This window comes from Mycobacterium sp. RTGN4, assembly GCF_033804635.1.
Lineage (GTDB): Bacteria > Actinomycetota > Actinomycetes > Mycobacteriales > Mycobacteriaceae > Mycobacterium.
Window position 1 is genome coordinate 784,572 of record NZ_JAPZLB010000001.1, and the last position, 25,229, is coordinate 809,800.

Genomic DNA, 25,229 nt, shown 5'->3' on the forward strand with positions numbered 1-25,229 from the left:
TGAGGCCGCACCGAGACCGAGGCGAGATAGCGGCGGTCGGGGGTCGACCGGTGCGCAACCGGCTAGGCTGACTTTCGCGAGGCTTCACGCCCTGCACGGCAGCGGGAGGGCGTATGTCAGAAGCACGAGACGAAAAGGCCATCGCGGGTTTCCTTGATGCGCAACGATTTACGCGCGATCAAGTGTTCGGTGAACCGTGTCCGGTGCCCAGCGAACCGGGTGTCTTCGGTTGGTGGTTCCGTACGTTGCCCAGCGAGATCGACGTCTCGGGCTGCGAACAGCGCGACGGTTTGACGCTGCTCTACGTCGGGATCAGTCCGACGCCTCCGCCTGCGAGCGGGAAGCCGCCGGTCAGCGAGGACTTGCGCAAGCGCATCAGGTATCACTTCGGTGCTGGCAATGCGAGCGCAGAGGGCTCGACGTTGCGCAAGTCGCTGGGGGTTCTGCTCGCCAAGGAGCTTGGCATCGAACTGCGCCGGATCGGCTCAGGCGAGCGAAGTACGTTCGCCGGCGGCGAGCCCGTGCTCACCCAGTGGATGGCCGAACACACGCTGGTGTCGTGGATGGTGCGAGGGGAGCCATGGCATTTCGAGGGAAAGCTGATCGCCGCACTGGACCTGCCGCTCAACATCCAGGGCAACAAGCGCAACGCCTACTACGCCGAGTTGAAGCGACGCAGACGCGACGCCGCCGTCAACGCGAGCAAATTGCGCGTGCTCAAGGAGTGGTAGCTACCCCACGCGCCTGATCGCATCTGGAGTCAGTTCTTTCAACGACGAGTAGCCGTCGATGCCCATGATGAGATCGGCCTCGGCGAGCAGCGACCGCAGCACGTGCACCGCTCCGTCCGCGCCACCAAGGGCCATGCCGTAGGCGTACGGCCTGCCGATGCCGACGGCCGTGGCGCCCAACGCGAGCGCCTTGACGATGTCGGCGCCGCTGCGGATGCCCGAGTCGAACAGCACGGGCACTGCGCCTGCGGCCTCGACGACGCCCGGCAGGCAGTCGATCGCCGGGATGCCACCGTTGGCCTGGCGGCCGCCGTGGTTGGAGCAGTAGATGCCGTCGACGCCGCCGTCGATGGCCCGGCGCGCGTCATCCGGGTGCTGGATCCCCTTGACCAGCAGCGGCAGCGTGGTCAGCGATCGCAGCCACGGCAGGTCGGCCCACGACAGCGAGTTGCCGAACACCGATATCCACTTCAGGATCGCCGCCTGCGGGTTCTCCTCGGGCGACTGCGCCAACCCGGCACGGAACACCGGATCGCTGGTGTAGTTCGACAGGCACTTGCCGCGTAGCTGGGGGAAGTTCGACGTGGTCAGGTCACGCGGCCGCCACCCGGGCACCCAGGTGTCGAGCGTGACGACGATGCCCTTGAACCCGGCCGCCTCGGCCCGCTGCACCAGGCTGGCGGCCAGGTCGCGGTCGGTCGGGGTGTACAGCTGGAAGAACCCGGGCGTGTCCCCGAACTGGGCGGCGACGTCCTCGAGTGGATCGGCGGTCAGGGTCGAGACCACCATCGGAACACCGGTGCGCGCCGCCGCCTGTGCCGCGTGCAGGTCGCCGTGCCCGTCTTGCGCGCAGATCCCCATGACCCCGATCGGCGCCATGAACACCGGCGACGGCAGCGTCAGCCCAAACAGTTCGACGGAGAGGTCGCGCTCCTTCGCACCGACGAACATGCGCGGCATCAGGCCCCACTGTTCGAAGGCGGTGATGTTGACGCGCTGCGTGCGTTCGTCGCCCGCCCCGCCCGCCACGTAGGACCACACCGAGGACGGCATCGCGGCCTGGGCCTTGGCCTCCAACTCGGCGAACGCCATCGGGTACGACGGCAGGATGCCGGACAGGCCTTGCAGGTAGATCTCGAGTTGATAGTCGCCGAACGCCATGAGCTAAGCGTGCCAGCCCCGGCTCAGGCGCCGGGGGCTGCCTCCGCCTTGGCGAGTTCGGCCTTCCACTGGCGGAAGGTCTCCTCGGTACGACCGCGGCGCCAGTACCCGGAGATGGACGCCCACTTGGCCTCGACACCGCGTTCCTTGCGGATGTAGGAACGCAAGCTGTGCATGACGGTCTGGGCTTCTCCGTGGATGAAGACCTGGACCTGCCCGGGAAGCCATTGCGCCTCCTTGACCTCCGCGATGATGGGCGCGAAGTCACCGGCAAGGTCTTCTGGCACCAGGTCGGCGCGGCCGCCCCGGTAGATCCAGCGCACCTCCACACCATCGGGCGCGACGATTGGGAGCTCGCCTTCGGGCCCACTGACCTCTATGAATGCTCGCCCAATCGCGTTGGGCGGCAACGCTTCCAGTGCCGCACTGAGTGCAGGCAGCCCGGCCTCGTCGGCAGCCAACAGATGCCAATCGGCGGCGGGATCCGGCGCGTAGGCGCCGCTGGGGCCCATCAGGTATGCGGGTTGACCCGGCTTGACCGACGCCGCCCACGGTCCGGCGACGCCCTGTTCGCCGTGCACCACGAAGTCGATGGAGAGCTCCCGACGGTCGACATCGGTGTGGCGGACGGTGTAGGTCCGGACGACGGGCCGGTGCTCCTCGGGCAGTTCGTTGAAGCTGTCGAGGGTGAGCGGATGAGGCAACGCGTCGACGTCGACGTCGTCACGCACGATCGCGATCTTGACGTAGGCGTCGGTGAAGTCGTTGGGCGTGAACGTGTCGAAACCGCTGCCGCCCAGCACGACCCGAATCATGTGTGGGGTCAGCTGTTCGCTGCGGATCACCTCGAACGTGTGGACCGGACGTCCTGCCACGCGCACCTCCTTGGATCGTTGGCGATCTCACCGACTATACGAGCGGTCCGCACCCGGCGGCTCGCTACCGTTCCCTGCCCCTATCTCCTGGCGAGTTTCCACAGGCCATCCGCGCGCACCACGAGCCCGGCCAACTCCAACGTGGCCAACGGACCCAACACCTGCGTGGGCGCCAATCCCGCCGCGACCGCCACCTGATCGACCGACCGCGCGCCGCGGCTCGGCAATGCGTCGTAGACACAGAGTTCGGCGGCCGACAGCCCGTCCAGCGGCGTGCCGGGCCGACCGGGTTCGTCCGCGAGTTCGCCGATGCGGCCGACCAATTCGACGATCTCGGCGGCCCGGGTGACCAGGTGGGCATGGTTGCGCAGCAACACGTGACAACCAGCGGAGGCCGACGAGGTCACCGGTCCGGGAACCGCACAGACCGGTCGGCCCAGTGACTCCGCCCAGGAGGCGGTGTTGGCCGCCCCGCTGCGCAACCCCGCCTCCACGACGACCGTCGCCCCGCCCAGCACTGCGACCAGGCGATTTCGGGTGAGGAATCGATATCGGGCCGGGCGGATGCCCGGTGGGTATTCGCTGATGACCAATCCGTCCCTGCCGATGCGGTGCAACAGCGCGGAATGCCCGGACGGATAGGGCACGTCTATGCCTCCGGCGAGCACGGCCATCGTGAGCCCGTCGGTGGCAAGCGCGGCCCGGTGGGCCGCACCGTCTATCCCGTAGGCGCCGCCGGACACCACCGCCACGTCGCGTTCTGCCAGCCCGGCCGCGAGGTCGGCCGTGACATGCTCGCCGTATGCCGTCGCCGCCCTGGTGCCGACCAGCGCGCAACTGCGCTCTGCCACGTCGGACAACCGCTCGGGACCAACCGCCCACAACACCAGCGGCGCGTGCCCCGCGGGCCGGTTCCTTACACCCGGGCCGGTGAAGGAGGTGAACGACGCCTCAGGCCATTCCTCGTCCCCCTGGACGATCAGCCGTCCGCCCAGTCGGGCCAGAATTGCGAGATCATCTGCTGCACAATCGATGTCCCGCCGCGCTTCGGTTCGAAGCAGAAGTTCCTTACCGACGTCCGCACGCTTGACGCGGACAGCGGCTTCGACGGCACCGTCCTCATCTACCAACGCCGCCAATTCCGGGCAGGGCGGTTCGGCAACTCTGGACAGATAGGCCCATGCCCGAAGTTCGTTAGCGTTCATCGCGCAGCTCCGGCCTGGCGGAAACTCAGCGCGGTGGTGACGTCGTCCAGATTCGGCATGACACGTCCGGCCAAGTCGCCAAGGCTCCAGGCGACGCGCAACGTCCGATCGACGCCCCTGATGCTCAACACTCCGCGATCGAGCGCCGTCCGCAGCGGCGCCATGACGTCATGCGGTGGACGGAATCGCCTGCGCAGCAGCGCACCACTCACCTCGGCGTTGGTGCGAACCCCGTATGGCATCCAGCGGACCGCCGCCGCCTGCCGCGCGGCGGCCACGCGGGCACGAACCGTCGCGGTGGACTCCCCGCCCCCGGCGGTCATGGCGCCGGATCGGATCGGGTGCATTTCCACCCGCACGTCTACGCGGTCGAGCAATGGACCCGAGAGCTTGCCGAGATACCGACGCTTGGCCGCAGCCGCACACATGCAATCCCTGGGATCCGCCGGGGCGCACGGACACGGGTTGGCAGCGAGCACGAGTTGAAACCGCGCGGGATAGCGCGCCACTCCGTCACGTCGAGCGAGCCGAATCTCACCGTCCTCCAAGGGAGTTCGCAATGCCTCAAGCGCGCTGGCACCGAACTCGGCACACTCGTCGAGAAACAAGACTCCGCGATGGGCACGACTGATGGCGCCGGGCCTGGCCATTCCCGACCCGCCACCGACTAGGGCGGCAACGCTCGAGGTGTGGTGCGGCGCCACGAAGGGCGGCCGAGTAATCAGCGGCGAGTCATTCGACAGCAGGCCGGCCACCGAGTGGATCGCGGTGACCTCCAGCGCCTCATCGGGCGTCAACGGAGGCAATAGGCCTGGAAGTCGCTGGGCCAGCATGGTTTTGCCGATCCCCGGCGGACCGGTCAGCATCAGGTGGTGCGCACCTGCCGCCGCAACCTCGACGGCGAAGCGGGCCTGAGCCTGCCCGACGACGTCGGCGAGTTCGGCTGTCGTGTCCGACTCCGGCGATGCCGTAGTGGCCGCCGGCTGGAGTTCAGCCTTCCCCTCCAACCACGCCTGCAGTTGCCGCAATGTCCGGACACCCCACACCTCGATGCCGTCGATCAGGCTGGCTTCGGCCAGGTTCTCGATGGGCACGACCACCGCGGGCCACCCCTCCCGCTTGGCCGCCAACACCGCAGGCAGCACTCCTCTGACGGGTCGCACTCGGCCATCGAGGGCGAGTTCCCCAAGCAGCACGGCCTTTTCGAGTCGCGGCCAACTCCGCTTGAGGTCTGCCGAAAGCACGGCAACGGCCAGCGCCATGTCATAGACGGAACCGACCTTGGGCAAGGTGGCCGGGGAAAGCGCGAGCGTCAACCGCGCCATCGGCCAACTGTTGCCGCAGTTGGTAATTGCTGCGCGCACGCGGTCGCGCGACTCTTGTAACGCCGCGTCGGGGAGCCCGACCAGGTGCACGCCCGGCAGACCCGATGCAATGTCGGCCTCGATTTCCACCAGGTCGGCGTCCAAACCCCGCACGGCCACCGAGAACGCCCGTCCCAGCGCCATCACCCCACCCCCTGAACGTGGGTGAGTTCGGGAGTACGTCGTCGTCCGATTCGCACGCCCACGACGTCGATGCGCACCTGCGCCCAGCGCTCGTCCTGGCCGGCCAGCCAGAGCGCCGCGAGTCGACGGAGCCTGCGCACCTTCTGCGCGGTGACGGCCTCGGCCACGCCGCCGAACAGGTCGGTGGTACGCGTCTTCACTTCGACGAACACCACCACGCGCGCGGCAGGATCGACGGCGATCACGTCGAGCTCCCCGTAGCGGCATCGCCAATTGCGTTCGATCACCCGCAGCCCCGCGGCGGTCAGGTAGTCGACCGCGAGTTGTTCACCCAATGCGCCTAGTTCGGCGCGGGACATCGCTTCCATGCGGCCACCATGTCGGGCACTGCCGACATCTCAGCGGCGCACTCACCGCGCCATCCACAGTTGCGACTTCATCCACAACGAGGCGATCCACAACGAGGCAGCGCGACACGCTGCCGTCCGCTCAAAGCCGGGGCACCCCAAACGGACTCGGCGCAGGCGGATTGGCTCCCGGCATAGTCAGCCCCGGCAGCCCAGTCGGACTCGGCGCAGGCGGGTTGACTCCCGGCATGGTCAGCCCCGGCGGGGCGAGCGGACTCGGTGCGGGGGCACCCATCCCAGGGAGCCCAAGTGCGCTGGGCACCAGCGGATTCGCCCCAGGGAGCCCGAACGGCGTCGGCGCAGGGTTGCCTCCTCCGGTCAGCATCGACAGATCCGAGAGATCTCCGTTGGCCAGCTTGGTCATGAACGCGGGGCATTGGCTTTGGATCGCAGCGCCGACCACCCAACCGGCGATCGGCGCGGCCAGCCCACCGTTGCCGCTCATCTGTGCGGCGCTGCTGGCGAAATTGCTGCCCGGCTGCACGAGCATCGGGCAGATCGACGTACCGACCTCAGCGATGGCCGAGCTGATCGCACCGTTGTTGCCGATGCCGACGTCGTTGAGCACCGAGCCCGAATCGTTAGGGTCGGCGTGCGCTCGACCAGGCCACATCACGAACGCGGCAATCAGCGCAACGGACACGCACACCGGTCGGATCACGATGACGGACGCGGCGATGACGTCCACCGCGTTCACCCCGGTTCGGCCGGTCTTCGGTCTGATGCGACCCGTCGATTTCGTGCGGCGATGGAACGTCACTGTCGTCATGTGTGTACTCCCGTGTTCCCAGACGGCTCATGCTCACCATCAAGCACAAATTTCACTTTGGTAACGTTCGGGTACAGGAGTCACATTTACAACACGATCAGATCACCATTCGGAACCTATGCGTTTCGCTAGGCGTGTCTGTGAGGCTCGGGTGCGATTCTCACCGGTTTCCGCGCCGCGGCGTTGGCGTCAAGACAAGGCTTCGAACAGCGACGCGAGCTGAGTGGGCGAGATGGCGATTCCGCACTGGCTGCGAAGATCCTTCAACGGTTGTGTGATGCGTTGCAGGTCGAGGAATTCGCCGGGGTGGGCGGTGAAGTAGCCCCGCACGTTGGACCGTGCCTCGTCGGGCGGCTGATTGGCGGCAGCCGTCAAGACGTCGTTCGCGCCGGGGTGCGCATCCAGGTAACCACCGGCGTCGGCCAGTACCCCGCTCGCGGTGGTCGCCAGCCCGCTGGCCGCACATGGAGCGGCGTTGGCGGACGGAGGCGCGACGCCAAGGGCGAGCGCGGCGAGCGCGGACGCGGCAGCTACCCCGAAGACGCGGCGACGGGCAGACGTTTCGAACAGTTTCATTGGCGTGATCCCTCAAGAATTCGAGTGGGTCGCTTAGCTGAACCCACAGTCGACGTCCAGCCTAGGTGGACGAGCCGATTCACGTCTGGCTGATCACATCGACCGTGAAGCCAGGCCCAAGCACCGTCACCGGTATGTTCATTTAGGCAACCCTCACTTAGCCGACACTTAGCCGTACTGCGTCGAAAGGAAGTCCGTGATGCGACTGAAGCGATCGGGCCGGAGCCGGTTGGCCGTCCTGGGTTCCGTGCTCGCACTCGCGGCAGCCCTGACCGCCTGCTCATCCTCCTCGGACCAGTCGGACGAACTGCTGATCTACAACGCCCAGCACGAGTCGCTGGCCAAGGAGTGGATCGACGCGTTCACCAAGGAGACCGGTATCAAGGTCACCTACCGCCAGGGCGGCGACACCGAGCTAGGCAACCAGCTGATCGCCGAGGGCGCCGCCTCGCCTGCCGACGTATTCCTGACCGAGAACTCCCCTGCGATGGCCGCGGTCGAGAAGGCCGGCCTGTTCGCCGACCTCGACCAGGACACCATGGCGCAGGTCCCGGCGCAGTACCGTCCCACCACCGGCAAGTGGACCGGCGTCGCCGCACGCAGCACGGTGTTCGTCTACAACACGACCAAGCTCACCGAGGCGCAGCTGCCAAAGTCGATCATGGATCTCGAGCAGCCGGAGTGGAAGGGCCGCTGGGGCGCGCCGCCGCCAAAACCCGACTTCCAGGCCATCGTCGCCGCGATCCTCCAGCTGACCGGCGAACCCGCAACGGCGAAGTGGCTGGCCGCGATGAAGACCAATGCCGTTGCCTTCCAAGACAACATCGCCACCCTCAAGGCCGTGAACGGTGGCCAGGTCGACGGCGGCGTCATCTATCACTACTACTGGTTCCGCGACCAGGCCAAGACCAAGGAGCTGAGTGCCAACACGAAGCTGCACTACTTCCGCAACGAGGATCCCGGTGCGTTCGTGTCCATCTCCGGCGGCGGCATCCTTAACTCCAGCAAGAAGAAGGACCAGGCGCAGAAGTTCCTGAAGTTCGTCACCGGCAAGGCCGGCCAGGAAGTGCTCGAGAACGGTGACTCGTTCGAGTACGCCGTCGGCAGCGGAGTGCCGTCGAACCCGGCCCTGGTTCCGCTCGACCAACTGCAGGCACCGAAGGTCAACCCGTCGGACCTCGATGCGGCGAAGGTCACCGACCTGATGACGAAGGCGGGCCTGCTGTAGGTGGTACTCACCGAGGCTCTCGACCATTCCGGAGTCCAGCCCGAGCCGGGCACCGCCGCGCCAGGTGCGCGCCCCCACCCAGGGCCGGTGCTCGGCGGAGTCGTCGCGATTCTGGTCGCCGCCACCTTCATTCCGCTCGGATACATCGCGTGGTCGGTGGCGTCCATCGGGCCAAGCCGGGTCTACGAACTGGTCGTGCGGCCACTGGTCGGCGAACTACTCGTCAACACCGTCGGCCTGGTGGTGGTCACGGTGCCGATATGCGTCGTGCTCGGGGTTGGCGTCGCATGGCTCGTGGAGTGCACCGACATTCCGGGCCGAGCCTGGTGGCGGCCGTTGTTCGTGGCGCCGCTGGCCGTGCCCGCATTCGTCAACAGTTATGCGTGGGTAAGTGTGGTCCCGACGCTGCATGGTTTCTGGGCGGGCGTGTTGGTGTCGGCGTTGTCCTACTTTCCGTTCGTGTACGTGCCTGCCGCAGCCACCCTGCGGCGACTCGACCCCGCCATCGAGGAATCCGCGCGCTCGCTGGGCTCCGGCCCGGTCGCCGTCGTCTTCCGCGTAGTGCTGCCGCAGCTCCGACTGGCGATCCTCGGCGGCGGCCTGCTCATCGGCGTACATCTGCTCGCCGAGTACGGCGCCTTCGCGATGCTGCGTTTCTCCACGTTCACGACCGCGATATTCGAACAGTTTCAAGCCACGTTCAACGGCGCGGCGGGCAGCACCCTCGCCGCCGTGCTGGTGATGCTGTGTCTGGTCCTGCTGGTGGCCGAGGCGGCGGCGCGGGGCAACGCGCGGTTCGCCAGAATCGGCTCGGGAACGCAACGCGTAGCGGCCCCGCATCACCTGGGTACCAAGTCGATTCCCGCCGTGGGCGTCCTCGCGCTGCTGACCGCGCTCGCCCTCGGCGTCCCGGCCTGGACCGTGCTGCGCTGGCTGTGGATCGGTGGCACGCAGGTGTGGGACTTCGGCGACATCGTGCCATCAGTGCTTCAGACCGTGGCGCTGGCCGCTATGGCGGCACTCGTCACCACGGTGTTGGCCTTCCCGTTCGCCTGGATCGCGGTGCGGTTCAGTGGCTTCCTCGCCCGCGTCGTCGAAGGCAGTAACTTCGTCACCAGTTCGATCCCCGGAATCGTTACCGCACTTGCGCTGATCACCGTTGCCATCCGTGCGCTTCCCTCGATGTACCAGACGGTGAACCTGGTGCTGTTCGCCTACGTATTACTGTTCATGCCCCGCGCCATGGTGAACGTGCGGTCGGGGCTGGCCCAGGTGCAGGTCGGACTCGAGGAAGCCTCCCGGTCGCTCGGTAGGTCGCCCACTCAAACGTTCATACGCGTCACCCTTCGGCTGACCGCGCCGGCCGCGGCAGCAGGCGCGTCCTTGGTATTCGTCGGGGTGGCAACGGAATTGACCGCGACGCTGTTGCTTGCACCCACCGGTACCCGCACACTGGCGATGCGCTTCTGGTCCTTGAGCAGCGAGCTCGACTATGCGGCGGCAGCGCCCTACGCACTGCTGCTTGTGTTGCTGACAGTGCCCGTCACACTGGTGTTGTATCGGCAGGCCACGCGGGCGGCCGCCCTGTGAGCCCGATCCTCGAGCTATCCGGCATCGCGAAGTCCTTCGGTGGCCACCGCGTGCTCAACGACGTCGACCTGACCCTGACCGCGGGCTCCCTCACGGCGATCGTCGGCGCGTCCGGATGCGGCAAGACCACACTGCTACGAATCGTCGCGGGATTCGAAACACCCGATGCCGGAACGGTTGCCGTCGCGGGACGACGAGTGGCCGGCGCCGGCGCATCGGTGCCCGCCCACCGGCGCGACATCGGTTACGTCGCCCAGGACGGAGCGCTGTTCCCCCACCTGAGTGTCGGAAGGAATATCGCATACGGCCTTTCGGGTAGCGTCGCCGCGAACCGTGCCCGGGTCGTCGAGCTCCTCGAGACGGTGTCGCTCGACGAGTCATACGCGCAGCGCCGCCCACACGAACTCTCCGGAGGTCAGCAGCAGCGCGTGGCACTCGCCAGGGCACTCGCCCGCAGTCCGGTGCTCATGTTGCTCGACGAACCGTTCAGCGCATTGGACGCCGGCCTGCGCGCGTCGACCCGCAAGGCCGTCGCACAGTTGCTCACCGATGCGGGGGTGACGACGCTGCTGGTGACCCACGACCAGGAAGAGGCCCTGTCGATCGCCGATCAGGTGGCCGTCATGCGCGCTGGTCGATTCACCAACGTCGGTACCCCGCAACGGGTTTACCTTCACCCGGGTGACAGGTTCACCGCCGAGTTCCTCGGCGACTGCGTGCTGCTGCCGTGCACGGTGAGCGACGGTGTCGCCGACTGCGCGGTCGGTCGCATCCCGGTGCGTGAACCAGCCGCCGCCGGACCGGCCACCCTGATGCTGCGACCCGAGCAGATCTTCGCGACCGCAGTGTCGGACGACGAGCACGGCGGCAGTGTCGCAACGGTGCTCGGCTCTGAGTTCCGCGGACACGACGTCTTGCTCACCATCGATCCAGGCGGCGATTCCGCACCGATCGTCGTCCGCCAACACAGCGTCGACCCGCCTGCCGTCGACGCCAAGGTCCGCCTTGACGTGATCGGTGCTGCCGTAGTGCTCGACATGGATTCCCCGGCCTGATGTTCGACGGCCTGGTGCGACACCTCGCATCACATGGCGAGCGCGTGGCCGTGCTGACCGACGAACGCACGCTGACCTATCGCGAACTTGCCGACGAGACCGCCTCGGTCGCAGCCGATCTCGGCGCTGATCGCCGGTTGGTGCTCATCGAGACCCGCAACGAACTGAGTACCTTGGTCGCCTATCTCGGCGCGCTCGCGGCTCACCATGTCGTGATGCCACTGCCCGCTGGCGGCAACCACGAAACGGTGATCCGCACCTACGCTCCTGACGTCATCGTGCGCGATGGGTCGATCACACACCGACCCGGTCCGGGCAGGCGCATGCAACACGAGCTTGCACTGCTGTTGTCCACGTCCGGCAGCACCGGGTCGCCGAAGCTGGTGCGTTTGTCGAAGGGCAACCTGGGCGCGAACGCCGAGTCCATCGCTCAGTATCTCGACATCAGCCAAACTGACCGGGCCGCAACGACATTGCCGATGTCGTACTGCTACGGACTGTCGGTGATTCACAGCCATCTGCTCCGAGGTGCCGGACTGATCCTGACCGACCGCTCCGTCGTCGACGACCAGTTCTGGGAGTCGTTCGGCCGCCAGCGCGGAACTACGTTTGCCGGCGTACCACACACGTTCGAACTGCTCGACCGCATCGGATTCGACGGATCGACCGTGCCGGACCTGCGCTACGTCACCCAAGCCGGTGGCCGGCTGGCCCCCGCACGGGTCCGCCATTTCGCCGCCATGGGCAGACGGCACGGTTGGGACCTCGTCGTCATGTACGGGGCCACCGAGGCGACGGCCAGAATGGCTTATCTTCCAACCGAACTCGCGCTGGATCATCCGAACTGCATCGGCATTCCGATACCCGGTGGTGCGTTCGAGATCGACGCAACCGATTCCATCGGCGCCGGCGCGCACGTCGGCGAGCTGATGTACCGCGGGCCCAACGTCATGATGGGTTACGCGAACGACCCGCGCGACCTTGCCCTCGGGTGCACGGTCGACGCGCTACGCACCGGCGACATCGCGCTGCGACACCCCAACGGGCTCTACGAAGTGCTGGCGCGAAGCGACCGGTTCGTCAAGATGTACGGATTGCGCATCGACCTGCAGCGCATCGAGGAAGCCTTGAGCGAGCGCGGCGTCACCGTGCTCTGCACCGACTACGACGGGCGGCTTGCGGTTGCGGCGGCGCACCGGCCAGACGGCTGCGACGTGCACGGTGCCGTCACGTCGGCCTCCGGGCTGCCCGGCGCCGCCGTCCGGGTCGTCGACGTGGACGCAATCCCGCTGCTGTCAACGGGAAAGCCCGATTACCAGGCCGTGCGCGACGCCGTCCGCGAGGCGGAGACCGCGGCCCCCGAACCCCTCGACTTACCTGCCCTGTTCGCCGACGTGTTGCACCTCGATCCCGCGACCATCGACCCCGAGTGCAGTTTCGTCGATCTCGGCGGCAACTCCCTGTCATACGTCACCATGTCGGTGCGGCTCGAACGAGCCATCGGTCACCTACCCGCAGACTGGCCCCGAATGCCGTTGCGCGAGTTACGGGCCACACGAAGACCGCGGCGGTGGTGGGGCGCGACGCTGGAGACAAGCGTGGCGTTGCGCGCCATCGCCATCGTGTTCGTCGTCGTCTCGCACGCCGAGCTGTACGCGCTCTGGGGCGGCGCGCACGTGCTGCTCGGTATCGCCGGATACAACTTCGGCCGGTTCTGCCTCACCCCGCTGCCGCGGCGGGACCGCGTCCGCCACCTGTGCAGCACAATTGGTTGGATCGCGATCCCCTCGGTGTTGTGGGTTGCGTTCGCGCTACTCGTCACCGATGACTACACCAGCACCAATCTTCTGTTGGCCAACAAGTTCCTCGGGCCGAGCGACAGCATGACGGCCGGACGGTTGTGGTTCGTCGAGGTGGTGGTGTGGATCCTCGTCGCACTCGCGGCCGTGTTGTGGCTGCCCAGCTCCGATCGGCTTGAGCGGCAATGGCCGTTCGGATTCGCGGTGGCCTTCCTTGTGTTTGGGCTCGCGCTGCGCTATGACGTCTTCGGGTTCGGACTGGGCAGGGACGCCTGGTTCACGGTGCTCGCCTTCTGGTTCTTCGCCGTCGGTTGGGTCGCGGCCAAGGCGACGAGCGCGTGGCAGCGCGCGGCCGTAACGGTGGTGCTCGCCGTCGCCGTGTTCGGGTACTTCGGCAACCCGCAGCGGGAGCTGTTGGTGTTCGCCGGACTGACACTGTTGAGCTGGCTACCCGCGCTGCGCTGCCCCGCGGCACTCACCGTCGCTGCAGGCACGGTCGCCGAGGCGTCGCTCTTCATCTACCTCGTGCACTATCAGGTGTATCCGCTGTTCGGCCCGCACAAGGCGATCGGCGTCGCCGCCTCGGTCGCCGTCGGCGTGGTGCTCACCCAGCTGCTGACGATGGGGCGCAGACGAATTCGAGATCGGCGGTTGCAGACCGTCAGCCTTGCGACGGCTCCCGTTCCGCGATGAGCCCCTCCTGCACAAGGGTGGCGGCGATGAGCCCGTCACCACCGACGAGACTCCCCGTGATGACACCGCGTCCGCGCGCCGCCGCCGGGGACCTGGTCTCCAACAGATTCCACTGATCGGCCCGTATCGGGCGGTGGAACCACATCGAAGAATCCGTGGTTCCGCTGCGGTGGGTCCGGGCCTTCATCGAATGACCGTGCACCTGTAGGGCCGGGTCGATCATGTACACGTCGGTGACATAGGCGGCGATGATGGTGTGCAGCAACGGCTCGTCGGGCACCGGCACCTTGACCCGCCACCAGAGCCGACGGACGAACTCGCCATCGGAGCGGTCGTCGGTGAAGCGGATGTCGAGTTCCTCCAACGGCATCGACGGCGCGGGTCCCGCTGGCCCGGTCTGGGCGAGCGTGCTCGGGTCCCCCGGCAGCGACGTGCGGGATCCGTGCTCCGGGCCTGCGAGCGCGGCCGAAAACGACACACTGGCCGTCGTCAGCAGCCGACCGTCCTGGCGGGAATCCACCCGGCGTGCGGCGGCCGTACGTCCGTCGAAGACCGATTCGACCGTGTACTCGACCGGGGCGTCTGCCGCACCCCCACGCAGGAACTGCAGGTGCATGTTGACCGGCGCCTTGGCCGGATCGACGTTTCGGCAGGCCGCGGCCAGGCTCTGCGCCATGAACTGACCTCCGAAGGCGCGCTTGCCTTCTGGGCCGCTCGCCGCACCCAACCAGGTGTGCTCGTCTGAACCTGGCGCCACGTCGAGCAACCCAAGGAGGACGCTCACGCCACCGTCCCCGATTCGAAGAGCACGGCGAGCTCGTCCTCAGACAGTCCAAGCTCCCCCAGCACGTCGGCGGTATGGTCGCCGAGCGTAGGCGCGGCCACTGCCCTGGGGTACGTGCCGTCGATCGACATGGGCAGCCCCGGTGCCAGGTATTCACCGATTCGCGGCTGATCCAGGGTGGTGAACAGCGGGTTGTCCGTCACCTTCGGATCGGTCACGACCTCGGAGAAGTTGCGGTAGCGCTCCCAGAGAATGGACGTCGCCGACAGTGCGGCCGCCACCTCGTCGGCGCCGTGGCTGGTGAACCACACCGTGAACAGCCCGGTGAGCGCGTCGCGGTGGCGATACCGGTCGCCCTCGTCGGTGAAGTCCGCTTCCAGCGCCTCACCAAGTGCGACAACTGCTTTCGCGGTTCCGGTTACCTCGGTCAGATCCCGGAAGTGCCTGCCGGTGAGCGCCACGATCATGAAGGCCGCCCCATCGGCGCTGCTGAACTGCTGGCCGTACTGGCCGAAGATCGAGTTGCCGATCCGTTCCCGCGGCGTGCCATTCACCATGACCTCGGTGAGAAAGCTCAGATTGCCTGCCGTCGCCAGCGCTACGTTCTCCAACGGAATGCTGACCCGTTGCCCCTGCCCGGTGGCGTCGCGGTGCCGCAGCGCCGCAGTGACGGCGAGCGCGACGTAGATGCCGCACGCCACGTCCCAGGCCGGCAGCACGTGGTTGACGGGGACGTCGAGACCGGCAGGCCCGGTGACGAGCGGAAAGCCGAGACCCGCGTTGACCGTGTAGTCGACGCCGGTACCGCCGTCGGCTCGCCCGGATACCTCCACGTGAATGAGGTCGGGTCGCATGGCGACCAGCGTCTCGTATGAATGCCATTGGCGTCCAGCAACATTCGTGATGAGTACACCGCTTTCGGCGATGAGTCGTTGAATCAGCTGTTGCCCCTGGTCAGCCCGCACGTCGACGGCAGCCGAGCGTTTGCCCTTGTTGAGCCCCGCCCAGTAGATGCTGTCCCCGCTGTCGGTGACGGGCCAGCGCCGGTAGTCGGCAGCGCCACCGACCGGATCGACGCGGATGACCTCGGCCCCCAACTGCGCGAGCGTCATACCCGCCAACGGGACCGCCACGAAGCTCGAGAGCTCGATGATGCGCACCCCCGCTAGCGGTCGGGTCGCATCTGGTCGTTCGGTTGTCGTCACCAGGACACGATATTGGTCGCGCGAAAGCCCGCACCGGCCCCCCACGGCTCAGATGAGCTCGACGGCGTCCGCGATCGAGTCGAGCACTCTGCTGGGCCGAAAGGGGTACTTCTCGATGTCTTCGACCTTGGTAGATCCGGTCAACACCAGGATGGTCTCCAGCCCGGCCTCGATGCCTGCCACGACGTCGGTGTCCATTCGGTCGCCCACCATGAAGGTGTTCTCCGAGTGCGCCTCGATGCGGTTGAGCGCGCTGCGGAACATCATCGGGTTCGGTTTGCCGACGAAGTACGGCTCGCGTCCGGTGGCCTTGGTGATGAGCGCGGCGACCGACCCGGTGGCGGGCGTCGGCCCTTCCGCAGAAGGTCCCGTGACGTCGGGGTTGGTCGCGATGAAGCGGGCACCCCCTCCGATGAGCCGGATGGCCTTGGTGATCGCCTCGAACGAATACGTTCGTGTCTCCCCGAGCACCACGAAGTCCGGACCCGTGTCGGTCAGCGTGTAGCCAACCTCGTGCAACGCCGTCGTCAAACCGGCCTCACCGATGACGTAGGCCGATCCCCCAGGCAACTGGTCATGCAGGAACGCTGCCGTGGCCAGCGCCGAGGTCCAGATGGCGGCCTCGGGGACTTCCAGGCCGGACCGCAGCAGACGAGCGGCCAAGTCACGCGGGGTGAAGATCGAATTGTTGGTCAGCACCAGAAAGGGTCGAGCACGGTCGCGTAATTTCGCAAGGAACTCGGCCGCACCGGGCAGGGCATGGTCCTCGTGTACGAGGACGCCGTCCATGTCGGTCAACCAGCACTGCGGTGTGGTGCGCATCGAACCAGTGTCTCAACTCGAAGTTAGTTCCTCAGCTGAACGCCGATGCGACGGATCCCCCGCACGACGCGATCTCCCAGCCACCCACACAGCGGATCACGCAACCCGCGACCTCGTTCTATATGAACACTTCGTAGCTTTGAAAGGGCCACTATTACGGCTGGGCGGCCGACATGACGCGACCGTATTTTGCTTTTAACAGCTGTTATGTCATCGCCCTTGCAACGTTCACACCCATCGTGGTGTACTAAGTGAATATTCGTTAGTTTAAAAGACGGGAGTGACGATGAGCAAGCGCGTCGTGGTGGCAGGTGTCGGGATGGTTCCCTTCACCACGCCCAGGAACAGCGAGTCGTACCAGGTGATGGCCGAGGCGGCTGCGCGAAAGGCGCTCGACGATGCGGGCGTCGAATACCCGAGCGTCCAGCAGGGCTACGCGGGCTACGTGTACGGCGACTCGACGTCCGGGCAGGCCGCGCTATACGGGTTGGGCCAGACCGGAATTCCGATCCTCAACGTCAACAACAATTGTTCGACTGGCTCGTCCGCGCTCTTCTTGGCGCGGCAGGCAATCGAGACAGGCGCGGCCGACTGCGTCATGGCGCTCGGCTTCGAGCAGATGATGCGCGGGGCGCTCGGTTCGATGTGGACCGACCGGCCAAGCGCATTCACCCGCTTCGACGACGCCACCAAGGCGCTGCAGGACTGGGACGAGGCAGCGCCGATGGCCGCCCAGTACTTCGGCGGCGCCGGCGCGGCATACGCCGAGAAGTACGGAATGGACCCGAAGGTCTTCGCCCAGATCGCGGTCAAGGCACGCAAGCACGCCGCCAACAACCCCTACGCGGTGTTCCGCGACCCGGTCAGTGTCGAGGATGTGCTGGCGTCTCCAGCGATCTTCGGTCCCCTGACGCGATTGCAGTGTTGCCCGCCGACTTGCGGGGCGGCGGCCGCAATTCTGTGCAGCGCCGACTTCGCCGACGCCAACGGCCTCGACGGCTCGGTGGTCATCAGAGCGCAGGCCATGGCCACCGACTTCGCGTCGACGTTCTCCGGCGACATGATGACGGTGGTCGGGTACGACATGGCCAAGTCCGCCGCTGATCAGGTCTATGAGGCGGCAGGCATCGGCCCGGAGGACATCCGCGTCGTTGAACTCCACGACTGCTTCACCACCAACGAACTGCTCACATACGAGGTCCTCGGTCTAACGCCGGAAGGCACCGCCGAGAAGTTCATCGCAGACGGCGACAACACCTACGGCGGCCGAGTTGTCACGAACCCGTCGGGCGGACTGCTATCGAAAGGCCACCCGCTTGGCGCAACCGGTCTGGCGCAATGCGCCGAGCTGGTCTGGCAGCTGCGCGGGCAAGCCGAGGCGCGCCAGGTCGACGGCGTCACGCTCGCGCTGCAGCACAACATCGGACTCGGCGGCGCCGCCGTCGTGACCCTCTACGAGAAGGTGAGCTGAATCGATGTCCGTGGACCAGAGTGTGATCGGGAAGGAGTTTCCGCCGCTCACCATGACGGTGGATGCGGGTCGGCTTCGCTTCTTCGCCAAGGCGATTGGTGAAACCAACCCGGTGTTCACCGACCTCGAGACGGCCAAGGCCGCGGGCCACCGCGACTTGCCGGTGCCGCCGACGTTCCTGTTCGGCATCGAACTCGAAAGCCCTGACGCCTTCGCGTGGTTGGCCGACATCGGCGTCGACCTGCGTCGAGTGCTGCACGGTGAGCAGTCCTTCACCTACCACTCACCGGCGGTGGCCGGCGACGTGCTCACGGTCGCTCCCCGGATCGGCAACGTCTACAGCAAGAAGGGCGGTGCGCTGGACTTCATCGAGAAGGCCTCCGCGGTGACCCGCGAGAACGGCGACCTGGTGGCCGAGCTGAAAACCGTGATCGTCGTACGCAACCCGGAGCCCGTCGCATGACCGCCACGCAGGACATCACGGTCGGCACCGAGCTGCCACCCCTAGAGGTCAAGCCGGTATCCCGGACGACGCTGGCGTTGTTCGCGGGTGCATCAGGCGATCACAACCCGATGCACATCGACATCGACGTCGCGAAATCGGCGGGCCTCGACGACGTCTTCGTCCACGGCATGCTGTCGATGGCATACCTGGGTCGGCTACTGACCGATTGGGTTGACCCGCAGGCGATTCGCAGCTATCGGGTACGTTTCGCCGCCATCACGCCGCTCTACGGCAAGCCGACCGCCACCGGCAAGGTTGTCGCGATCGACAACGGCTTGGCCACACTCGAACTCACCGTCACGCTCGATGACGGCACCGTCACACTCACCGGCGACGCCGTCGTCGCACTGTGACATTTCCCCGTCGCTTCGCTCGCCCCAACTGAAAGGACTTACATATCATGGGAACTCTTGATGGCAAGGTCGCCATTGTCTCCGGCTCGGGCCGCGGCATCGGGCGCGAGATCGCACTGAAGCTGGCGAGCGAAGGCGCGAAGGTGGTGGTCAACGACCTCGACGCCGAGCCGGCGAAGGACACCGTCGCCGCGATCGAGTCCGCGGGCGGGCAGGCCGTCACCTGCGTCGGCAGCGTGACCGACGCCGACTTCGGCGAGCGGTTCGTGCAGGCCGCCGTGGACGACTTCGGTGGGCTGGACATCATCGTCAACAACGCCGGATACACCTGGGACTCGGTGATCCAGAAGATGACCGACGAGCAGTGGGACGCCATCCTCGACGTGCACCTCAAGGCTCCGTTCCGGATCCTGCGCGCTGCACAGCCGGTCATCGCCGCCGCAGTAAAGGCGGCCAAGTCCGCCGGGGAGCCGATCCCCTGCCGCAAGGTGGTCAACATCTCCTCGCTTGCCGGCACGGGCGGCAATGCCGGACAGGCTAATTACTCATCGGCCAAGGCCGGCGTGACAGGTCTGACGAAGGCACTGGCCAAGGAGTGGGGCCGCTACAACGTCACCGTCAACACGGTGGCGTTCGGCCTGATAAAGACCCGACTGACCGAGACCCCCGCCGATGGCGACGGCACGATCGACGTCGCCGGCAACGAGATCAAGGTCGGCGTGAATCCGAACCTGCTCGCCGCGATGGAGCAGATGGTGCCCCTTGGACGCGGCGGCACACCGGCCGAAGCGGCGGGAGCCGTGTACCTGTTCTGCCTCCCCGAGTCCGACTACGTCAGCGCCCAGACCTTGGTCTGCGGCGGCGGCTTCAGCTTCTAAGGCCGATGGTGACCACCACCGCTTACCGGTCGGCCTGGGTCGACGACGACATCATCGCCCTCAAGGAGATGGCAACCAAGTTCTTCGAGACCGAAGCCCTGCCGCACCGCGAGCGCTGGGCCGCGCAAAAGTGCGTGGACCGCGAGTTCTGGTACAAGGCCGGCGAACTCGGCCTGCTGTGCGCCTCCATCCCTGAGGAGTACGGCGGCGGCGGCGGAACGCTCGCGCACGAGTTCGCGATCATGGAGGCCCAAGCCGCCTGCGGCGAAACTGGATTCGGAAACCAGGTACACAGCGGGTTGGTCGCCCAGTACATCGTCGCCTACGGCACCGAGGAGCAGAAGCAGCGTTGGCTGCCGGGCATGGCCACCGGGGAACTGGTCAGCGCCATCGCGATGACCGAGCCCGGCGGTGGGTCCGATTTGAAGGCGTTGCGCACCAGCGCCATCCGCGAGGGAGACCACTACCGACTCAATGGAGCGAAGACCTTCACCTCCAACGGCAGCTCAGCTGATCTCATCGTGCTCGTCGTGAAGACCGACCCGACGGCGGGCGCCAAGGGAGTGTCGCTCTTGGTGCTCGAAACAGCGAACGTACCCGGCTTCCGGGTCGGTCGCGTACTCGAGAAGGTCGGGATGAAGGCCCAGGACACCGCCGAGTTGTTCTTCGACGACGTCCTAGTGCCCGCCGAGAACCTGCTCGGCGAAGAGGGCGCGGGTTACGGCTACGCGATGCGGCAGCTGGCCCACGAACGGCTGGTCGTCGCGGTCTGGGGCACTGCGGTGCTGCAGAGCGCGGTCGACGAAACGGTCAAGTACACCAAGGACCGCCACGCGTTCGGCACTCCCCTCTTCGAGATGCAGAACACCCGATTCGAGCTCGCCGAGTGCGCGACCATCGCGCGGATTGCCCGGGTGTTCGTCGACGACTGCATCGAACGCCACCTGCGCGGTGAGCTCGACGCCACGACGGCCTCGATGGCGAAGGCCTGGGTCACCGACATGCAGGTGGCCGTAATCGACCGATGTGTGCAACTCTTCGGCGGCTACGGGTACATGCTGGAATACCCGATCGCGCGGATGTTCGTCGATTCGAGGGCGCAGAAGATCTACGCCGGCGCCAACGAAGTGATGAAGGAATTGATCGCGCGCTCGCTGTAGCGCCGTTCCGAGGAGCCGACATGTATCTGACCCAGTCGCTGCACCGAAACCTGCAGCAGAATCCCGAGCAGCTGGCGACGATCTACCGCGACCGTATCCGCACGGTGGCCGAGTCGGCTGATCGCATCGCCCGCGTTGCCGGTGCGCTGACCGGGCTGGGTGTGCAACGCGGCGAACGGGTGGGCATCCTCGCACTGAACTCCGACCGTTATCACGAGTACTTCTATGCAGTGCCATGGATGGGCGCCGCAGTCAATCCGGTGAACATCCGTTGGAGCCCCGCGGAGATCGCCTATTCGTTGATTGATTCGGACACCCGGGTGTTGTTCGTCGACGACGCCTTTGCGCCCGTGATTCCAGCACTGCGCGAACAGTTTCCGGGCCTCACGACCGTAATCCACTGCGGCGATGGCGAACTGCCGGCAGGCGCGCTGTGCTACGAGACGGTGATCGCGGAGCACGCGCCGGTCGAGGACACCCGCACCGGTGGCGACCAGCTGCTCGGCGTGTTCTACACCGGCGGCACTACTGGTCATCCCAAGGGCGTGATGCTGTCCCACGACAACGTGCTCACCTCGGCCTTGGGCGGCCTCGCCTCAGGCCAGATGGTCTCACCCGGCGGGCGGCTCCTGCACGCGGCACCGATGTTCCACCTCGCGGCCATCGGTGCGTGGACCTGTGGATGTCTCGTCGGCTCGACCCACGTGATCGTGCCGATGTTCACTCCGTCCGACGTGGCAACGGCGATCTCGGAGCACGCGGTCACGGACGCCCTGCTGGTGCCGACCATGATCCAAATGCTGGTCGATGATCCGAACACCGCGGACAGCGACATGTCCAGCCTGGTGCACTTGACCTACGGCGCCTCGCCGATCTCGCAAGCGCTGCTCGAGCGGGCCCGCAAGGTATTTCCCACGGCCGGCTTCACGCAGGGCTACGGCATGACCGAGATGGCTCCGGTGGTGGCAATCCTGACGGCGGACGATCACGACGACCCGGCCCTGTGCCGGGCGGCGGGCCGGGCAGCGCCGCACGTCGAGGTCCGCATCGTCGACCCCAACGACAACGAGGTACCGCGCGGCGAGGTCGGCGAAATCGTCGCGCGCGGCGACAACGTCATGCTCGGCTACTGGAACCGGCCCGACGACACGGCCGCAGCGATCCGTGACGGCTGGATGCACACCGGCGACGGCGGCCGGATGGACGAGCACGGATACATATTCATCGTCGACAGGATCAAGGACATGATCATCACCGGCGGTGAGAACGTGTACTCCGCCGAGGTGGAGAATGCGCTGGCCGGGCATCCGGCGGTGGCGGCGTGCGCGGTGATCGGCGTGCCCGACCCCGACTGGGGTGAACGCGTGCACGCCGTGGTGGTGCTGCTTCCCGGCCAGCAGGCGACCGCGGACCAGATCCGCACGCATTGCAAGTCACTCATCGCCGGATACAAGGCTCCCCGCACGGTCGACTTCGTCGACTCACTCCCAATGTCCGGCGCCGGCAAGATCCTCAAACGCGAACTCCGCAAACGGTATTGGGGCGACTCTGGAAACCAGGTGTCCTGATGACGGCAGGCCCAACGCAGCGCTCCGTGGCCCCGCCGGCGCGCGGGACCCGCCCCGCGAACCGCAGGCAGCTCATCCTCGACGCCGCAACGGAGCTGTTCTCCCGCAACGGATACGCGGCAGTCGGCATGGGCGACGTCGCCGAGGCAGTCGCGATCGGTCCGTCGGCACTGTATCGGCATTTTCGTGGCAAGCAAGGCCTGCTCGCCGCCGTGGTGGGTGACGCGCTGAACACACTCGACGACGCCATCACCGCGGCCGAGCACGCGCAACCGCCCGACGTCGTCCACGCATTGGCGACGGTGGTGCTCCAGCACCGCGGTGTCGGGGTGCTGTGGCAACGCGAAGCGCGCCAGCTCGCCCCCGCCGACCGGGCGGAGATTCAGGCCGCGGTCAATCAGCTCGGCCGCCGGTTCGCCGCCTATCTCCATACGCGCCGACCCGAACTCAGCTCCGCCCAGGCTCAGTTGCTGGCCTGGTCGGGACTCGCGGTCGCGACGAGCGTGTCCTTTCACGGCCTGGCGTTGCCCGAACCGGCATTCACCACCTTGCTCGGCGAACTCATCGCCACGGCGATCGACGCACCGATACCGCCGCTCGAATCGGTATCGGCGCGGAATGCAGAGCCTCCGACCCTGCGCACTCAGTCGCGGCGCGAGAAGATCCTCACCGAGGCGACGAAACTGTTCGCGGCCAACGGCTTCAGCGGCGTAAGCACCGAAGACATCGGGGCCAGCGTCGGTATCGCCGGGCCCAGTGTGTACAACCACTTCCCGGCCAAGTCGGACATCTTGGTCGCCGCAATGCTGCGCGGCGACGAGTGGCTTCGGATGGACATGAACCGCGCCTTCGCCGCGGCCTCGGATCCACGGGACGGGCTCAACCGCCTGCTCGGCAGCTACTGCGCGTTCGTCCTCGACAACCCTCAGCTCATCGCGGTGCTGGTCTCGGAAGCCGGACACCTCCCCGAACCGCAACGCCACCGCACTCGAGCCGCCCAGTATGCCTACATCGCCGAGTGGGTGAACCTGCTGCGCGAAGTGCACCCGCAGTGGGACGCCGTCACCGCCCGGATCCGGGTGCAGGCCGCACAAACCATGATGAACGACATCGCCCTCGTTCCGTCAGTACGCGAGCGCACCGACGTCGAGTCCGCGCTGGTCACCATCGGCACCGAACTCCTCGCCACCGCTGACGACTCGCCGGTCCGATGATCACCGAGGACCGGGTCTGCTTCGACGGTGTGCACACCCGGCGGCTGTCCGTCGCGGGCGACGGACCACCGATCGCGTTACTGCACGGATTCGCCGATGGCGTCGACACCTGGCGAGCTCTGCTGACCGAATTCGACGCGGCCGGCCGGGCGGCCTTCGCCGTCGACATGCCCGGTTTCGGTCGTGCGGAGGCACGCGCACCGGGCCCGATCATGCCGCAGCTCGACGCATTCATCGACGCCGTGATCGCCGATACCGGGCCAGTCATCCTGATGGGAAACTCGTTGGGGGCGTGCGTCTCCGTGCGGGCCGCAGCGCGCGGGTCCTCCAACATCCACGGAGCCATCGCCGTTGACGAACCCATCCTCGCGTCGCACTTCTTGATGCGCCTCGGCCGTCGGCGCGCAGATCCCTTTCGGGTCCTCGAGCATCGACTGCCGATCCCGAAAGGCTTGTACCCCCGAACGATTCGCCGCGTCTTTGCTCGGTTGTTGTACGCGAATCCCGCCCAGGCCGACCCCAGAGTGCTCGACCGCTTCACCGTCCAGGCTCCCGACCAGGCGCACGTTCGTCGGCTGCTCGGGGATGCCCGCGCGGTCGCACTCGAGACCGCCGGTGGCTACGACTCGGAACACGTCAGATGTCCGCTGCTGGTGATCCATGGCCGCAAGGACCGCATCATCCCCGTGCACGCCAGCCAGCGACTGCACGAATCGGTACCGGCCAGCACCCTTGTCGTGCTGCCGAATTCGGGACACTGCCCCCAACTCGACGACCCGTCCACGTTGGCACGACACGTTCTGCAGTTCATCGACGGGGGAACGAAATGACGGCGAACACCGCCATCCGCAACAAGGTGATCGTGATCACCGGTGGCGCACGGGGAATCGGTTTGGCCACCGCGACAGCCCTTCACGAACTCGGCGCAAAGGTCGCCATTGGTGACGTCGATGAAGCCAAGTTGAAGGCGTCGGCAACTAATCTCGGCCTGGACGTCTACGGCAAGCTCGACGTCACCGACCCAGAGTCGTTCGCCGCGTTCCTCGACGACGTCGAACGGCAGCTCGGTCCCCTCGACGTCCTGATCAACAACGCGGGAATCATGCCAGCGGGCAAGGTGATCGAGGAACCCGACGCGGTTACGCGCCGGATCCTGGACATCAACACGTACGGTGTCATCCTTGGCAGCAAGCTGGCCCCCCAACGAATGGTGCCGCGCCGCAGTGGCCACGTCATCAACATCGCGTCGCTGGCAGGCGAAAGCCCGACACCTGGGCTTGCGACGTACTGCGCCAGCAAGTACGCCGTGCTCGGGTTCACCGACTCGGCCCGCATCGAGTACCGCGACACCGGCGTCCACTTCTCGTCGGTGCTGCCCACATTCACCAACACCGAGCTCATCGCTGGCACCACCAGTACGAAGCTCTTGAGGAACGCCGAACCCGAGGACATCGCCACCGCGATCATCGGCATCATCACGAAGCCGGGGGCGCGGGTGGCGGTGACCAGGGCCGCGGGCCTCGTCATCGCGTCGATGAAGTTCATCCCTCAGTCCGCGGGCGAATTCATCGCCCGCAAACTCGGCATGGACCACGTCTTCCTCGAGGACGTCGACAAGGCCGCGCGCAAGGCCTACGAGGACCGCGCCAGGGGAATCGAGGCCTGAGCCAGT

Annotated in this window: 24 protein-coding genes; 14 read left to right on the forward strand and 10 right to left on the reverse strand. The window is 66.6% G+C overall.

What is annotated here, in order from left to right:
* The first annotated feature begins 113 nt into the window (after nt 1-113).
* Nucleotides 114-731 carry a GIY-YIG nuclease family protein gene (locus SLQ30_RS03830; protein ID WP_319445492.1) on the forward strand — a complete coding sequence of 206 codons (618 nt, stop codon included), beginning with the start codon at nt 114-116 and terminating at the stop codon, nt 729-731.
* On the opposite strand, the gene SLQ30_RS03835 is transcribed toward SLQ30_RS03830, so the two are convergent.
* From SLQ30_RS03835 to SLQ30_RS03865, 7 genes are all read right to left on the reverse strand, one after another.
* Entirely contained in the window at nt 732-1,892 is a 1,161-nt protein-coding gene (locus SLQ30_RS03835) for a lactate 2-monooxygenase (protein WP_319445493.1), read from the reverse strand.
* Between the two features lie 23 nt (nt 1,893-1,915).
* Nucleotides 1,916-2,767 carry a siderophore-interacting protein gene (locus SLQ30_RS03840; RefSeq protein ID WP_319445494.1) on the reverse strand — a complete coding sequence of 284 codons (852 nt, stop codon included), beginning with the start codon at nt 2,765-2,767 and terminating at the stop codon, nt 1,916-1,918.
* An 80-nt stretch (nt 2,768-2,847) separates the two neighbouring features.
* Nucleotides 2,848-3,972 carry a DNA-processing protein DprA gene (dprA, locus tag SLQ30_RS03845; RefSeq protein ID WP_319445495.1) on the reverse strand — a complete coding sequence of 375 codons (1,125 nt, stop codon included), beginning with the start codon at nt 3,970-3,972 and terminating at the stop codon, nt 2,848-2,850.
* Complete coding sequence (locus SLQ30_RS03850) at nt 3,969-5,480, reverse strand: YifB family Mg chelatase-like AAA ATPase (RefSeq protein ID WP_319445496.1); 1,512 nt, start codon at nt 5,478-5,480, stop codon at nt 3,969-3,971. The genes dprA and SLQ30_RS03850 overlap by 4 nt, the downstream gene beginning before the upstream one ends.
* Nucleotides 5,480-5,848: a YraN family protein gene (locus SLQ30_RS03855; protein WP_319445497.1), complete on the reverse strand. Its 369-nt coding sequence runs from the start codon at nt 5,846-5,848 to the stop codon at nt 5,480-5,482. Before SLQ30_RS03855 ends, SLQ30_RS03850 begins: the two co-directional genes overlap by 1 nt.
* Before the next feature lie 121 nt (nt 5,849-5,969).
* Nucleotides 5,970-6,656, reverse strand: a complete 687-nt coding sequence (locus SLQ30_RS03860; protein ID WP_319445498.1) for a DUF732 domain-containing protein — start codon at nt 6,654-6,656, stop codon at nt 5,970-5,972.
* A 189-nt stretch (nt 6,657-6,845) separates the two neighbouring features.
* Nucleotides 6,846-7,232 (reverse strand): heme-binding protein, encoded by a 387-nt coding sequence (locus SLQ30_RS03865; protein ID WP_319445499.1) that lies wholly within the window; start codon nt 7,230-7,232, stop codon nt 6,846-6,848.
* A 199-nt stretch (nt 7,233-7,431) separates the two neighbouring features.
* Between SLQ30_RS03865 and SLQ30_RS03870 the strand changes: the two genes are divergently transcribed.
* From SLQ30_RS03870 to SLQ30_RS03885, 4 genes are read left to right on the forward strand one after another with little or no spacing between them, the layout of a single operon-like run.
* Nucleotides 7,432-8,460, forward strand: a complete 1,029-nt coding sequence (locus SLQ30_RS03870) for an iron ABC transporter substrate-binding protein (RefSeq protein ID WP_319445500.1) — start codon at nt 7,432-7,434, stop codon at nt 8,458-8,460.
* Entirely contained in the window at nt 8,461-10,050 is a 1,590-nt protein-coding gene (locus SLQ30_RS03875; protein ID WP_413467906.1) for an ABC transporter permease, read from the forward strand. It begins immediately after the preceding gene.
* A complete protein-coding gene (locus SLQ30_RS03880) occupies nt 10,047-11,105 on the forward strand; it encodes an ABC transporter ATP-binding protein (protein ID WP_319445501.1) in 1,059 nt (352 codons plus the stop codon). Before SLQ30_RS03875 ends, SLQ30_RS03880 begins: the two co-directional genes overlap by 4 nt.
* Nucleotides 11,105-13,597, forward strand: coding sequence for an AMP-binding protein (locus SLQ30_RS03885; protein ID WP_319445502.1), 2,493 nt, complete (start codon nt 11,105-11,107; stop codon nt 13,595-13,597). Before SLQ30_RS03880 ends, SLQ30_RS03885 begins: the two co-directional genes overlap by 1 nt.
* Here SLQ30_RS03885 and SLQ30_RS03890 read toward each other — a convergent pair.
* From SLQ30_RS03890 to SLQ30_RS03900, 3 genes are read right to left on the reverse strand one after another with little or no spacing between them, the layout of a single operon-like run.
* Nucleotides 13,566-14,381: an acyl-CoA thioesterase gene (locus SLQ30_RS03890; RefSeq protein ID WP_319445503.1), complete on the reverse strand. Its 816-nt coding sequence runs from the start codon at nt 14,379-14,381 to the stop codon at nt 13,566-13,568. The genes SLQ30_RS03885 and SLQ30_RS03890 overlap by 32 nt on opposite strands.
* Entirely contained in the window at nt 14,378-15,586 is a 1,209-nt protein-coding gene (locus SLQ30_RS03895) for a CoA transferase (protein WP_319445504.1), read from the reverse strand. Before SLQ30_RS03895 ends, SLQ30_RS03890 begins: the two co-directional genes overlap by 4 nt.
* Nucleotides 15,587-15,634: 48 nt before the next feature.
* Nucleotides 15,635-16,408 carry an HAD-IIA family hydrolase gene (locus SLQ30_RS03900; RefSeq protein ID WP_319445505.1) on the reverse strand — a complete coding sequence of 258 codons (774 nt, stop codon included), beginning with the start codon at nt 16,406-16,408 and terminating at the stop codon, nt 15,635-15,637.
* A gap of 286 nt (nt 16,409-16,694) precedes the next feature.
* Here SLQ30_RS03900 and SLQ30_RS03905 point away from each other — a divergent pair, with 286 nt between their 5' ends.
* The 9 genes from SLQ30_RS03905 to SLQ30_RS03945 are packed head-to-tail and all read left to right on the forward strand — an operon-like array spanning nt 16,695 to nt 25,223.
* Nucleotides 16,695-17,879 (forward strand): lipid-transfer protein, encoded by a 1,185-nt coding sequence (locus tag SLQ30_RS03905; RefSeq protein ID WP_319445506.1) that lies wholly within the window; start codon nt 16,695-16,697, stop codon nt 17,877-17,879.
* 4 nt (nt 17,880-17,883) lie between these two features.
* Entirely contained in the window at nt 17,884-18,342 is a 459-nt protein-coding gene (locus SLQ30_RS03910) for a MaoC family dehydratase N-terminal domain-containing protein (RefSeq protein WP_319445507.1), read from the forward strand.
* Nucleotides 18,339-18,737 carry a MaoC/PaaZ C-terminal domain-containing protein gene (locus SLQ30_RS03915; RefSeq protein WP_319445508.1) on the forward strand — a complete coding sequence of 133 codons (399 nt, stop codon included), beginning with the start codon at nt 18,339-18,341 and terminating at the stop codon, nt 18,735-18,737. Before SLQ30_RS03910 ends, SLQ30_RS03915 begins: the two co-directional genes overlap by 4 nt.
* Before the next feature lie 47 nt (nt 18,738-18,784).
* On the forward strand, nt 18,785-19,615 hold the full coding sequence (locus tag SLQ30_RS03920; protein WP_319445509.1) for an SDR family NAD(P)-dependent oxidoreductase: 831 nt from the start codon (nt 18,785-18,787) through the stop codon (nt 19,613-19,615).
* A 5-nt stretch (nt 19,616-19,620) separates the two neighbouring features.
* Nucleotides 19,621-20,775 (forward strand): acyl-CoA dehydrogenase family protein, encoded by a 1,155-nt coding sequence (locus SLQ30_RS03925; protein WP_319445510.1) that lies wholly within the window; start codon nt 19,621-19,623, stop codon nt 20,773-20,775.
* Nucleotides 20,776-20,795: 20 nt separating this feature from the next.
* Nucleotides 20,796-22,343, forward strand: a complete 1,548-nt coding sequence (locus SLQ30_RS03930) for a long-chain-fatty-acid--CoA ligase (RefSeq protein ID WP_319445511.1) — start codon at nt 20,796-20,798, stop codon at nt 22,341-22,343.
* A complete protein-coding gene (locus SLQ30_RS03935) occupies nt 22,343-23,557 on the forward strand; it encodes a TetR/AcrR family transcriptional regulator (RefSeq protein ID WP_319445512.1) in 1,215 nt (404 codons plus the stop codon). The genes SLQ30_RS03930 and SLQ30_RS03935 overlap by 1 nt, the downstream gene beginning before the upstream one ends.
* Complete coding sequence (locus SLQ30_RS03940) at nt 23,554-24,387, forward strand: alpha/beta hydrolase (RefSeq protein WP_319445513.1); 834 nt, start codon at nt 23,554-23,556, stop codon at nt 24,385-24,387. The genes SLQ30_RS03935 and SLQ30_RS03940 overlap by 4 nt, the downstream gene beginning before the upstream one ends.
* Complete coding sequence (locus SLQ30_RS03945; RefSeq protein ID WP_319445514.1) at nt 24,384-25,223, forward strand: SDR family oxidoreductase; 840 nt, start codon at nt 24,384-24,386, stop codon at nt 25,221-25,223. Before SLQ30_RS03940 ends, SLQ30_RS03945 begins: the two co-directional genes overlap by 4 nt.
* Nucleotides 25,224-25,229 lie beyond the last annotated feature (6 nt).